Annotated in this window: 16 protein-coding genes and 1 tRNA gene; 8 read left to right on the top strand and 9 right to left on the bottom strand. The window is 59.5% G+C overall.

Annotated features, from left to right (window positions below; all coding sequences use genetic code 11):
- Positions 1–56: 56 nt before the first annotated feature.
- The 3 genes from CHN51_RS17080 to CHN51_RS17070 form a co-directional block, all read right to left on the bottom strand.
- Entirely contained in the window at positions 57–1,166 is a 1,110-nt protein-coding gene (locus CHN51_RS17080; protein ID WP_100095091.1) for a DUF11 domain-containing protein, read from the bottom strand.
- A 62-nt stretch (positions 1,167–1,228) separates the two neighbouring features.
- Positions 1,229–1,693, bottom strand: a complete 465-nt coding sequence (locus CHN51_RS17075; RefSeq protein ID WP_100095090.1) for a DUF11 domain-containing protein — start codon at positions 1,691–1,693, stop codon at positions 1,229–1,231.
- Between the two features lie 21 nt (positions 1,694–1,714).
- The gene (locus tag CHN51_RS17070; protein ID WP_240616783.1) at positions 1,715–2,755 is read right to left on the bottom strand and encodes a hypothetical protein; all 1,041 of its coding nucleotides are present in this window, start codon (positions 2,753–2,755) and stop codon (positions 1,715–1,717) included.
- A 368-nt stretch (positions 2,756–3,123) separates the two neighbouring features.
- On the opposite strand from CHN51_RS17070, the gene CHN51_RS17065 reads away from it, so the two are divergent.
- Positions 3,124–3,200 (top strand) — tRNA-Asp (locus tag CHN51_RS17065).
- Here CHN51_RS17065 and CHN51_RS17060 read toward each other — a convergent pair.
- The 5 genes from CHN51_RS17060 to CHN51_RS19850 form a co-directional block, all read right to left on the bottom strand.
- Positions 3,179–3,457 carry a DUF2842 domain-containing protein gene (locus tag CHN51_RS17060; protein WP_100095724.1) on the bottom strand — a complete coding sequence of 93 codons (279 nt, stop codon included), beginning with the start codon at positions 3,455–3,457 and terminating at the stop codon, positions 3,179–3,181. The two genes, CHN51_RS17065 and CHN51_RS17060, sit on opposite strands and share 22 nt — an antisense overlap.
- A gap of 14 nt (positions 3,458–3,471) precedes the next feature.
- Positions 3,472–4,038 carry a 5-formyltetrahydrofolate cyclo-ligase gene (locus CHN51_RS17055; RefSeq protein ID WP_100095089.1) on the bottom strand — a complete coding sequence of 189 codons (567 nt, stop codon included), beginning with the start codon at positions 4,036–4,038 and terminating at the stop codon, positions 3,472–3,474.
- 228 nt (positions 4,039–4,266) lie between these two features.
- Positions 4,267–4,590, bottom strand: coding sequence for a cell division protein ZapA (locus CHN51_RS17050; RefSeq protein WP_100095088.1), 324 nt, complete (start codon positions 4,588–4,590; stop codon positions 4,267–4,269).
- Position 4,591: 1 nt separating this feature from the next.
- On the bottom strand, positions 4,592–4,780 hold the full coding sequence (locus tag CHN51_RS17045; protein ID WP_100095087.1) for a hypothetical protein: 189 nt from the start codon (positions 4,778–4,780) through the stop codon (positions 4,592–4,594).
- A gap of 53 nt (positions 4,781–4,833) precedes the next feature.
- Positions 4,834–5,016 (bottom strand): hypothetical protein, encoded by a 183-nt coding sequence (locus tag CHN51_RS19850; protein ID WP_164088920.1) that lies wholly within the window; start codon positions 5,014–5,016, stop codon positions 4,834–4,836.
- On the opposite strand from CHN51_RS19850, the gene tkt reads away from it, so the two are divergent.
- From tkt to thiE, 6 genes are read left to right on the top strand one after another with little or no spacing between them, the layout of a single operon-like run.
- Entirely contained in the window at positions 4,982–6,949 is a 1,968-nt protein-coding gene (gene tkt / locus CHN51_RS17040; RefSeq protein ID WP_100095723.1) for a transketolase, read from the top strand. The two genes, CHN51_RS19850 and tkt, sit on opposite strands and share 35 nt — an antisense overlap.
- 35 nt (positions 6,950–6,984) lie before the next feature.
- Positions 6,985–7,992 (top strand): type I glyceraldehyde-3-phosphate dehydrogenase, encoded by a 1,008-nt coding sequence (gene gap / locus CHN51_RS17035; RefSeq protein WP_100095086.1) that lies wholly within the window; start codon positions 6,985–6,987, stop codon positions 7,990–7,992.
- Positions 7,993–8,011: 19 nt separating this feature from the next.
- Complete coding sequence (locus tag CHN51_RS17030) at positions 8,012–9,202, top strand: phosphoglycerate kinase (RefSeq protein ID WP_100095085.1); 1,191 nt, start codon at positions 8,012–8,014, stop codon at positions 9,200–9,202.
- Between the two features lie 25 nt (positions 9,203–9,227).
- Entirely contained in the window at positions 9,228–10,115 is an 888-nt protein-coding gene (locus CHN51_RS17025; RefSeq protein WP_100095084.1) for a fructose bisphosphate aldolase, read from the top strand.
- 21 nt (positions 10,116–10,136) lie between these two features.
- Entirely contained in the window at positions 10,137–10,802 is a 666-nt protein-coding gene (locus CHN51_RS17020; RefSeq protein ID WP_100095083.1) for an O-methyltransferase, read from the top strand.
- 19 nt (positions 10,803–10,821) lie between these two features.
- Positions 10,822–11,460: a thiamine phosphate synthase gene (gene thiE, locus CHN51_RS17015; protein ID WP_100095082.1), complete on the top strand. Its 639-nt coding sequence runs from the start codon at positions 10,822–10,824 to the stop codon at positions 11,458–11,460.
- On the opposite strand, the gene CHN51_RS17010 is transcribed toward thiE, so the two are convergent.
- On the bottom strand, positions 11,457–11,702 hold the full coding sequence (locus CHN51_RS17010) for a hypothetical protein (protein ID WP_100095081.1): 246 nt from the start codon (positions 11,700–11,702) through the stop codon (positions 11,457–11,459). The two genes, thiE and CHN51_RS17010, sit on opposite strands and share 4 nt — an antisense overlap.
- A 151-nt stretch (positions 11,703–11,853) precedes the next feature.
- Here CHN51_RS17010 and efp point away from each other — a divergent pair, with 151 nt between their 5' ends.
- A complete protein-coding gene (gene efp / locus CHN51_RS17005) occupies positions 11,854–12,417 on the top strand; it encodes an elongation factor P (RefSeq protein WP_100095722.1) in 564 nt (187 codons plus the stop codon).
- Positions 12,418–12,455: the final 38 nt, after the last annotated feature.

Genomic DNA, 12,455 nt, shown 5'->3' with positions numbered 1-12,455 from the left:
CGGAATTCAGCGGCAAACCGGTTGAACACCGGTTTGCCGCCAAATTGCGAAAGGCTCTATTCGACCGTTACACGGAAGACGAGCGTTTCGGTCGCGCCCGAGGCAACGGTGCCAAGATTGCCCGAAACCACGCCTGAGGCCTCTGCACCGGTGCCGGTGCCGTCGGCATTACAGGTGGATCCGGTGACCGTGCCTTCGGTTACCACGCCGATGACGGCCGGAACCGTCGCCGGACCGGTGGCCAGGCTGCTGTAATAGGCCAAATTGGCCGGAATCGTATCCGAAATGGCGACGCCGGTTGCCGCTGCGCCGCCGGAAGCGTTGGCGACAGCGATGCAATATTCGACAATTGCACCGGGAATGGCTTTCGGATTGGTGCTGCCGTTGACCGGATCCCACAAGACACTGCTGGTTTTGGTAACCGTGATGTCCGCCGCGGATACTTCATAGGTATCCGTAGCGCTGTGATAGCCGTCGCCGGCGCCATCGGAACTACCGGTGCCCGCCGCGTCGGCAAAGACATTCTGCACCACCGAAGTGTCGTCCGCGTCACCCGAATCGTTCGAGAAGGCAAGGCCCTGCACGCCCGAACCGGTTGCCGGTAGGCCGCTGCCACCATGGGCTGCCGCCTGGCCGATCAATATGACATCCGACAGATTGCCGGTGACGACACCGCTCGGGATATTCGCCACGACGTGGATCGTCACGCTGCTGTCTTCACCGAGATTGTCGATATAGGTGATCAAAGTGTCGCTACCGTCAAAGACGCCGGCGGTGGTGCCATTGTCGAGATAGTAGGTGAGCGTGCCGGTCACGTCGAAATCGTCCGTGGCCGGTTGCTCGGCGCTCAACAACACGTCGATCGTGTCGTTGGTCTGGTTGCTGACGGTATAGGTCACCGCCTGCTGCGTCGCGTTCGGCGCGACCGATGTGTTCACCGAATCGCTTTTGGCGACGACAAGGTTCACCTTGCGGTCGACTACAAACACGTCACTGTCGGTTTCCGCGGTCTGGCCGGTCCCCCCGACATTATATGCCACACTTACGGTATTGGTAATGCTCGTTCCTGCATCAGTGCCCAGATCTGCAGCGAACGCGGGGTTTGCACCCAGCGCCGCTACAGAAATGGTACTAGTGGCAACGAGAAGTTTCAGTATACTGGTCATAACTGTCTCCTGTTTCACTTATTTGGATCGCCTAACCCCGCGGCGATCCGGTACGGTTGCGGTCACTTCACAGTGCCGCGAAAAACCAATTTCCCTCCCGAACCTGCAGAAAGGGCACGATTGAACGTCCATTTCACATGGGTGACATCGGTCATAAGGGCGGGACGGATTTCACCGTTCGCACCCAGGTAAGTGAGGTCCGCAAGCGGCCCCCAGTTCTTGCCTCCGTCAACGGAGACAATTTCAGTGCCATCAGACGTTCCATTGAACGCCACCGCCTTCGGTAGCGGATTGGTGACAGAGAAATCCGTAGCCGGCGCGCTGCCGACATTTTTATATTTGACGACGAACACGAGCTTGTCGCCCGGTGTGACGGTCGTCGGCTCCTCGAGCACAAGCGCGGTGGTGCCGTTCGGCTTTGCCACCTTGCGTTCGACGAAAACGTCGCTCGACAGGCTGACATTATTGGCCGCGATCGCCGTGCCCGGCATGATCAGTGCTATCGCGAGAGAAATTGCTTTTATCATTTTGCTATACCCCGATTGCGTTCAGTCGACGGTGACTTGAAAAGTGATGGTGCGGGTCTGCCCGCCCGGAACCGTGCCCAGCGCCACGGCGATCGAATCGTCGGCAAAACTGCCGGCGTCGCCATCATTGTCGGCATCACCCAGCGGTGCGCCTTCGAGTGTGATGGTTCCGGATCTGTAAGTGGTCTCGGCGGGTATATCGTCGCTGATCACCAGATTGACGAGATCGCCGGAGCCGACCGTGGTCGCGACCAGCTGATAGAGGATGACCGCGCCGGGGACCGGCTGCGCGCCGCCGAACGGATCGGTGATGGTCGCGCTTTTGGTCAGCGTGACGTCGGATGCCTGGATCACGAAAAAGCCGCTGTCGGCATCGCGCGCGCCGGTGGAACCGATCACGGCATCGCCGCCGCCATCGCCCTGTCCGGCGAATATCGTGCCGGGCGTGCCATGGCCGGTATTGGCGACTGCGGACAGCTCGATCTCGGCGCGGTCCCCGTCACCGGCGGCCGCGGGAATCGTCGACAGGATGAAAACCGCGATGCTTTCATCGGGTGCCAGCACCGGATCATTGGTGCCGGGCGTATACAATGTGTCGACGCCCGGATCATAGACGCCGTTGCCATTGCTATCGAGAATCGTCTGCTCGAAGACCGAATCAAATTCGTCACCGGGCTTGGTTGTGTCGGCGGACAGGGTGAAGGCTTCCGACCCGTTTCCGCTGTTGGTAACCTGATAGCTCAGTACCTGTGCAGAAAGACCAGGAGCGCTGGCCACGTCACCGGGATCGCTGGAGACGACCGTGACATCAAGCAGTTCGTCGACCTTGATGGTGACCTTGTTCGAATCAATCGTGATCGGCGTGCTGCCCTCGGGCGAGTCATAAGTGGCCTGCGCGACATTGACGATGTCGGTTCCCGCCAGCGTTCCCGCTGCCTGTGCGGCAGTGGACGGCAGAGCAAGGGCAGCCGTGCCCAGCGCCAGCGCCAAACGGAGACCCGCACCAAGCGAACTTGGCGAAGGCGGCCGGCATCCCGAAAACTGTGTTTGTGCATATTCCATGCCGGCCATATGCCAAAGAAAGCAAAATATTTGGTAAACGGGAAATAAATGATGTTGGCCCGCCACCTTCCTTTAAAATCACGGAAATCTGGCGTTTTTCCCGGATCGTTAAGCAGTCATTTCGTGCTGGTTAACCCGCTGTTTACCATGATTGCGCTTAACTTCTGACCATTGCGACCGTTGATGGCTGGTTTCGGGAAATAGCGAATCCCGCTTCGGCAGCTTGCGGCAGAAAGGCTATGTCAGGAGGGGCAAATGCGTCGCGGAGAGAAATTTCGAGAAATATATAGAATAATCGAAAGAGTGTTGTTGACAGGGATGCACCGCTCTTATACTTGCGCTGCTCCACCGCCTATAGAGGCACATAAGCGGGTGTAGCTCAGTTGGTTAGAGCGCCGGCCTGTCACGCCGGAGGTCGCGAGTTCAAGTCTCGTCACTCGCGCCATTTCCCTTGTTTTCCGGGAAATGGCGCCAAGACCCCGTATTCATCCAGGTCAGTAATGGGCGCATCGGGAAGATCCACGCAATTCCGAGAATCACATAGACTGGCAATTGCAGCCAGAAGTTCAGCGCGCTGATCTTTTCGATCAGGGTGACCGCGATTCCGCACCACAGCAGGATCAGCACCAGTATCAGGATCATGCCCGCCGGTTTGCGCCAGCTGGGTTGGTCTTTCGGCTGGCTGTCGGTTTCTGGCGTCATGGCGTCATCCTGTATCATTCGATTATTTCGCATTCCGTTACGATCATCTGCAAGGGCAGGTCGTGCGCTTCGGTCGGTATCTCGTCGGCTTCCTGAACCGACCAGGCCAGGCCGATACGGGGTATATCGGGATACCGGGCAAAGCTGCGGTCATAATAGCCACCACCCTGGCCGAGGCGCCGCAGCGACCGGTCAAAGGCAACGAGCGGGGCTATGATCACATCAGGATCGACCAGCGGGCAGGAATCGTCCGGTTCGGGGATGTCGCGGAAGCCGCATTCCAGCAACTCCGGGCCGGTCACCATCCGGAATTCTAGTGCGCCGCTATCCATCACGCGGGGAAAGGCGATATTGACGCCGGTCTCGGTCAGATATTCGACCAGCCGCTCGGTGGGCGCTTCGCTGCCTACGCTCCGGTAAAAGGCGATTGTCTTTCCGGGAGCAAGCAGGCGGGCCAGAGGAGAGGGTGGACGGCGAAAGGACAGATTGCGGCTGGCACCGTCCAATTGCCCGACAAAGCTGTCGCGCCGCCTTCTATATTCTTTACGTAGTTTCTGCTTTTTCTCTTTTAAGCTACTCAAAAGAATGTCTTTCTTTGGGAAGGTGACGGGACCGTCTCGGTCGTTGGCCGGAAAATCCTCTGACGCCTATTACGTCAGGTGGGCGCCATATGCATCGGACCCGACTGCAAAACAGTCCGCAATCCGGGCAGGGACAGCTCCCTAGGAAGTTATATCGCCTCAGGGATGTTCGTATCTAGCTCGTGCCAGACAGTACCCGTCACACCCTATCTAGGCGCGATGGGGGTGTTACTCAAGACTGTTCGCCAATTGTTCGGCGCGATCTGCCAGTTTTTCCAGGGCGGCAATGGCCTTTTCGTCCATCGGGTCGGGTTTGGCCGGCGCGTCGGCTTGAACAGGCGCGGCATTGGCGGATTGCGCGCTGTGCAGCTCATCGGCGAGCAGCAGCGAAGTGAACAGCAGCATACGGCTTTCGGTCAGGCCGGCCGGATCACCGGATTCACGGGCTTTTCCGTCGACCATTGCGGCCAGTTTCGTCAGATGGGCTTCCTCGCCGTCCTGGCAGGTCACCATGAAGGAGCGTCCGCCGATTTCCAGTTTCATTTGCGCCATGTCAGTGCTCCTGCCGCTCGATCAGCCCGTCTATCGTCCGGATGGCCTGCTTCATTTCTGCTTTGAGCGCCTCGTGGCGCGCTTCCAGTGCCGGGTCTATATTGGCCTCAGGCCTGTTCTTGGCCGATTCTATGCGACTGAGCGCCCGTTCGATCCGGCCGATGGCCAGGATGACACGTTCATTGTCCATGAGCATTTTCCAAAGCTTGTTCCCAACAGGTAAGTTCCTGTCTTTCGTTGCTATCAATCTATTCTGACGCCGTAAACACCGGATGATGAAAAGCGGTCCTTGACGCCGCCTCGCTGGATCATCAAAGGAAGAGGCAAAATAGCGAATCGCGGCATTCCGTTGCGTTTTTTCACGCGTCCAATCCAGGGGATCAAACTAGATATGACCGTTACCGAAAAAAGCATGGCAAACGCCATCAGAGCGCTCTCCATGGATGCGGTACAAGCGGCAAACAGCGGCCATCCAGGGATGCCGATGGGCATGGCGGACGTGGCCACGGTCCTGTTCAGCGATTTTCTGAAATATGATCCGAAAGCCCCGAAATGGGCGGATCGTGACCGTTTTGTCCTGTCGGCCGGCCATGGCTCGATGCTGATCTATTCGCTGCTCCATCTGACCGGCTATGCGCGGCCCACGCTGCAGGATATCAAGGATTTTCGCCAGCTCAGCTCGCCCTGCGCCGGCCATCCGGAAAATTTCAAGCTGGAAGGCGTCGAGACGACAACCGGGCCACTGGGACAGGGCTTTGCCACGGCTGTCGGCATGGCGATCGCCGAACGCCATCTGAACGCGACCTTCGGCGATGATCTGGTCGATCACAAAACCTGGGTGATTGCCGGTGACGGCTGCCTGATGGAAGGGATCAACCATGAAGCGGTTGGTCTGGGCGGACATCTGGGGCTCGGAAGACTTAATGTTCTTTGGGATGATAATGGTATAACTATCGACGGTGGAACGGAATTATCGACCAGTGAAGATATTCCGGCACGCTATCGGGCGTCCGGATGGCACGTCGTGTCCTGCGATGGCCATGACTTTGACGATATCCGCCGGGCGCTGAAGGAAGCAGAAGCCGATCCGCGGCCTTCGCTGGTCGCCTGCAAGACGGTCATCGGCTATGGCGCCCCGACCAAGCAGGGCACCTCGGCGACCCATGGCGCGCCGCTCGGCGACGAGGAAATCGCTGGCACCCGTGCCGCGCTCGGCTGGGATGCAGAGCCTTTTGTCATTCCGGACGACATAAAGGCGGCATGGCGCAAGCTGGGAGAGAAGGGCGCTGCGGCGCACGCGGACTGGGACGCGCGGCTGGAAGGCCATGCGCAGGCCGCCGAGTTCAAGCGCCGTATGGCCGGCGAGCTGCCGGAGGGCAATGCGATGCGGGCCTATATGGAAGGCCTGGCCAAGGATCCGCCGAAATGGGCGACTCGCAAATCTTCGGAAATGGCGCTCGGCGCGATCACCGAGGTTCTGCCCGAAATGATCGGCGGCAGTGCCGATCTGACAGGTTCAAACAATACCAAAACTCCTTCCACCAAGCCACTGACAAAAGAAGATTATTCGGGTCGCTATATCTATTATGGCATCCGCGAGTTCGGCATGGCGGCGGCGATGAACGGGATGGCGCTGCACGGGGGGATCATTCCCTATGGCGGGACATTTCTGGTGTTCACCGACTATTGCCGCGGCGCGATGCGGCTTTCCGCGATCCAGAACGCCCGGGCCATCTATGTGATGACCCATGACAGCATCGGTCTTGGCGAGGATGGTCCGACCCATCAGCCAATCGAGCATGTCCAGAGCCTGCGCCTGATGCCCAACATGCACGTCTACCGGCCCGCCGACGCCATCGAAACGGCGGAATGCTGGGCGCTCGCCATCAAGCGCGCCGATGGTCCCTCGACACTGGCCCTGACCCGCCAGGGCCTGGCGCCTATCCGCGATGACGTCAGCACAAACCGCTGCGAACAGGGCGCTTATCGCGTCAAGACGGCGGAAAATGCGAAGCGGGTCGTGCTGATTGCAACGGGTTCGGAAGTATCGCTGGCGCTGGCGGTTGCCGAGAAGCTGGAAGCTGCCGGCACCGGCGCGGATGTCGTGTCGATGCCCTGCACCGAATTGTTCGACGAACAATCGGCCGAATATCGCAGCGAACTGCTTGGCGGCGAAGGGCTGTTGCGGGTTTCGATCGAAGCGGGCACGACCTTCGGCTGGGAACGCTATACCGGCCTTGACGGGCTGCGCTTCGGGATCGACAGCTTCGGGGCGTCGGCACCGATCGACGATCTGTTCGAGCATTTTGGTCTCACCGCCGATGCCATCATCCCGCAAATACTAGAAAAAATTGGCTGAACACAGCCAGAAAGTTCGCATGCAAAGGAGCAAAATTGATGACAAAAGTAGCAATTAACGGATTTGGCCGGATCGGCCGTCTGGTCGCCCGCGCGATATTGGAACGCGAAGATGACGGTCTCGAACTGGTCGCGATCAACGATCTGGCGGACGCCGAATCCAACGCTCTGCTGTTCGCCTATGACAGTGTGCATGGCCGTTTCCCCGGCGAAGTGACCGCCCATGGCGATCATATCATGGTCAATGGCAAGAAAATCGCGGTGACCTCTGAACGCAATCCCGGCGATCTGCCGCATGGCGACATGGGCGTGGACATCGTGCTCGAATGCACCGGCTTCTTCCAGTCCAAGGATGCGGCACAACCGCATATCGACGCCGGCGCGAAACGCGTGTTGATCTCGGCTCCGGCCAAGGGTGACCTGAAAACGGTCGTCTACGGCGTCAATCACGACGTCCTGACGTCATCGGATATCATTGTCTCCAATGCGTCCTGCACGACCAACTGCCTCGCTCCGGTTGCCAAGGTGCTGCACGACACGGTGGGCATCGAGCGCGGTTTCATGACCACGATCCACAGCTATACCAACGACCAGCGGATGCTCGACCAGATGCACAGCGACATGCGCCGTGCCCGCGCCGGTGCGGTCAACATGATCCCGACGACCACCGGGGCTGCCCGCGCCGTCGGTCTGGTGCTGCCGGAACTGAACGGCAAGCTCGACGGCTCGTCCGTCCGCGTGCCGACCCCGAATGTCAGCCTGGTCGATCTGGTGATCACGCCAAGCCGCGACACCACGGTCGAGGAAGTCAACGGCGCGCTGAAAGCCGCTGCCGAAGGCGCGATGAAGGGCGTGCTGGTCTTTGAAGACAAGCCGCTGGTGTCCAGCGACTTCAACCATCAGCCGGCCAGCAGCTCGGTCGACAGTCTCGAAACCACGGTGATGGACGGCAAGCTTGTCCGCGTCGTCAGCTGGTATGACAATGAATGGGGCTTCTCCAACCGCATGATCGATACGGCCAAGGTCATGGCAGGCTTGCTCTAACTCACAAAGGTTCTGATTAATGTCAGCTAATAGTTTCAAAACGCTTGATGATATCGGTGATGTTCGGGGAAAGCGCGGCCTGGTCCGCGTCGACCTGAACGTCCCGATGGCGGACGGCAAGGTAACCGACGACATGCGCCTGAAGGCCCTGATGCCGACGGTTGCCGAATTGGCTGACAAGGGCGCGAAACTGCTGTTGCTCGCCCATTTCGGACGCCCGAAAGGGGAATATGTAGCCGAATATTCGCTCGAACCCGTGGTTGCCCCTCTGGCGGCGGTTCTGGGCCGGGACGTCGGTTTCATGCAGAAACCTGACCAGGCGGCCATCGATGCCTTGCCCGAGGGCAGCATCACCGTGCTGGAAAACAGTCGCTTTGCGCCGGGCGAGGAGAAAAACGATCCGGCGATGGCCAAGGCGATCGCCGCTTTCGGTGACTTCTATGTCAATGACGCTTTCTCGGCGGCGCACCGCGCGCATGTGACGACCGAGGGGCTGGCGCATCTGCTGCCATCCTACGCCGGCCGTTCGATGGAAGGCGAACTGACCGCGCTCGACAAGGCGCTGGGCAATCCCGAGCATCCGGTGGCCGCCGTGGTCGGCGGGGCGAAAGTCTCCAGCAAGCTCGACGTGCTGCGGCAGATGGTCGAGAAGGTCGATCATCTGATCATCGGCGGCGGCATGGCCAACACCTTTCTGGCGGCGCGCGGCGTCGATGTCGGCAAGTCCCTGTGCGAGCATGAGCTGGCCGACACCGCCAATGAAATATTGGCTGCGGCCGACGCGGCCGACTGCACCGTGCATCTGCCTTATGATGTGGTTGTGGCGAAGGAATTCCGCGCCAATCCGCCGACACGCACGGTCAATGTCCACGAGGTCGAGGCCGATGAAATGATTCTCGATATCGGGCCTGCTGCCGTCGAGGCGCTGTCCGATGTGCTCAAGACCTGCAAGACTCTGGTCTGGAACGGTCCGCTTGGTGCGTTCGAGACGCCACCCTTCGACAGTGCAACGGTCGCGTTGGCGAAAACCGCCGCGGCCCTGACCAAGGAAGGGCAATTGCTGTCTGTTGCAGGGGGTGGCGATACGGTCGCCGCGCTCAACCATGCCGGCGTTGCCGATGATTTCAGCTTTGTATCGACCGCAGGAGGCGCTTTCCTTGAATGGATGGAAGGCAAGCCTCTGCCCGGCGTCGAAGCGCTCAACCAATAATATTGAACATATCAGGAAATGAAAAATGGCGAATAGTGAAATGATGAGCAAGATCGAGAATGGCCAAGGCTTTATTGCCGCACTGGACCAGAGCGGTGGCTCGACGCCCAAGGCATTGGCCGGTTACGGCATCGGTGCCGATTCATTCTCCAATGACGACGAGATGTTCGGTCTGATCCACAAGATGCGCAGCCGGATCATCACCTCGCCCAGCTTCGGCAATGGCAAGGTGATCGGCGCGATCCTGTTCGAAAAGACGATGAACGGCGATGCTGGCGGCAAGCCGGTGCCCGAAGCGCTCTGGGATCGCGGCGTCGTGCCCTTCCTGAAGGTCGACAAGGGTCTCGAGGACGAAGCCGATGGCGTCCAGCTGATGAAACCGATCCCCGATCTTGCCGACCAGTGCAAGCAGGCGCTGGCAAAAGGTGTTTTCGGCACCAAGATGCGGTCGGTGATCAACAAGGCCAATGCGAAGGGCATTGCGGCGATCGTCGCCCAGCAATTCGACTTCGGCAAGCAGATCCTGGCCAACGGGCTGGTGCCGATCATCGAACCGGAAGTGAATATCAAGAGCGAGGAGCGGGCCGAATGCGACAAAATCCTGCTCGGCGAACTGAACAAGCATCTCGACGCGCTGGCGGATGACCAGCGGGTGATGCTGAAATTGTCGATTCCGGTCGAGGCCAATCTCTACAAATCGCTGGTCGATCATCCCAAGGTGGTCCGGCTGGTGGCGCTTTCCGGCGGCTATTCCACCGAGGAAGCCTGCGCGGAACTGGCGAAGAATGAAGGCATGATCGCCAGCTTCAGCCGTGGCTTGCTGCAGGACCTGCGGGTTTCGCAGAGCGACGAGGAATTTGATGCCGTGCTCGGCGGCGCGATCGACAAGATTTATCGCGCTTCGATAGCCTGACCGGAGGGCCCGGGCTTGTCCATGTCCGATCCCGCCTGGTCTGCTGTCGACGATTATATCGTCGACAAGCTGATCGGCGAGGACGCGGCACTGGAAACGGCGCTCGCGAATAACCGGCGAGCGGGCCTGCCGCCGATAGACGTTTCCCTGGCGCAAGGCAAGATGTTGCAGTTGCTGGCGCGTGGCGTCGGGGCGAAGCGTATTCTGGAGATCGGGACGCTGGGCGGTTATTCATCCATCTGTCTGGCCCGCGCGCTGGACGAGGACGGCGTGCTGGTCACGCTGGAGCTCGAAGGCGATTATGCAGCCGTGGCGCGCGGCAATCTCGACCATGCGGGCGTCGGCCATCGCGTCGATATCCGCGTTGGGCCGGCCTGCGACACGCTCGCCGGCATGTGCGTCGAGGCGGAGACCGCTTTCGACTTTGTCTTCATCGATGCCGACAAGGATAATTATCCCGCCTATCTGGACTATGCGATCCGCTTGTCCCGCCCGGGCACGATGCTGATATTCGACAATGTCGTGCGGGCAGGCGAGGTGATCGATCCGCGTTCCGGCGATCCGAAGGTGGCCGGTACCCGCGCCCTGTATGACGCGCTGCAGGATAATCCGCGCATAGATGCCACGGCGATGCAGACAGTGGGCAGCAAGAAGTGGGACGGTTTCCTGCTCGCCTTGGTCCGATGAAGGCGCTAGAAGACGGAAAATGAACGACATTCCCTGCCAGCTATATCTGATTTCGCCACTGGATGTCGGCGGACCCTTTCCCGACCGTCTGCGCGAGGCGCTGCAAGCCGGACCTGTCGCGGCTTTCCAGTTCCGGGTGAAGGATGTCGACCGGCAGGAAGCCGCGCGGCTGGCCGGACCGCTGAAAGCGATCTGCGACGAATTTGATGTGGCCTTCGTCGTCAATGACGATGTCGCGCTGGCCCGGCAACTGGGCGCGGATGGCGTGCATCTGGGACAGGCGGACGAGAGTCTGAAAAATGCCCGCGAGACATTGGGCAATGATGTCCAGATCGGCATCACCTGCCACGACAGCCGCCATCTGGCGATGGAAGCAGGCGAGGGCGGCGCCAATTATGTGGCCTTTGGCGCTTTTTTCCCCACCAGCACCAAGGAAACCCATCACCGGCCTGAACCCGAACTGCTCCAATGGTGGTCCGGGATGATGGAAATACCCTGCGTCGCTATCGGTGGAATCACGGTAGAAAACTGCCAGCCTCTGATCGATGCAGGTGCGGATTTTCTGGCGGTGAGCGGCGCGGTGTGGAATGACCCGGCCGGCCCCGGGGCGGCGGTTAGGAAATTTGCCGAAATATTGGAGAAGACTCCGGCCGGTTAGGATGAACCGTGGGTCTTGCCGATATTGGACGACAGATATTGGGCGACGAAACTGCTGACCGACGGCGGGACGAAATTGGGCATTTGTTCCATGTCGCGCAAATAGCCCTCGGTCTCCTTGAACGAGTGCATCCGTCCATTGGCAATCGAATAGCCGAACAGGCCGGCCGCCAGCGCGGTTTTGCGCCGTGGGGTCGCATTTCTGTAGTTGCCGCGCAAGCGTGTCATCTCTGTTTGTGCCATGCCCTGTTCCTAGCCGCAGCGCGTTTCGGCGTATTGTATGAAAAAGACCTGTGGTGTGATCGCACCGCTTTCGGTGTCACCGGGCTTGCCTATTATCGGCCAGCAGATTACAGCGCCGCTCAATCAAACATTCTATCGAGCGAGACAAGCGATGAAGATCAGCGGTGTGGATATCCGTCCGGGCAATATATTGGAATATGAAGGCGGCCTCTGGAAGGTTGCCAAGATCCAGCATACGCAGCCGGGCAAGGGCGGCGCCTATATGCAGGTCGAGATGAAGAATCTCGTCGACGGTCGCAAGACCAACGTTCGTTTCCGCAGCGCCGATACGCTCGAGAAGGTTCGTCTCGACACCAAGACCTTTCAATATCTTTTCGCGGATGGCGACCTGCTGACCTTCATGGACAAGGAAAATTACGAGCAGATCACCTTGCCCGCCGATCTGCTGGGCGAAGCGGTCGAATTTTTGCAGGACGGCATGGACGTACAGCTGGAACTTTATGACGAAAAGCCGATCTCCGTGGCGCTGCCCGACCAGATCGAGGCCGAGGTTGTCGAAGCCGACGCTGTGGTCAAGGGGCAGACCGCTTCTTCCAGCTACAAGCCTGCCGTGCTCGACAATGGTGTCCGCGTCATGGTGCCGCCATTCATTTCGGCCGGCACGCGGATCATCGTCGATGTTTACGCCCGCGAATATGTTGGCAAGGCCAGCTGACCAAATACCCTCCCGCTTGCGGGAGGGACCAGGGCGGG

Origin of the sequence: Sphingorhabdus sp. YGSMI21, from assembly GCF_002776575.1 — a bacterium.
GTDB lineage: Bacteria > Pseudomonadota > Alphaproteobacteria > Sphingomonadales > Sphingomonadaceae > Parasphingorhabdus.
This window is presented reverse-complemented; position numbering and strand designations above follow the sequence as displayed.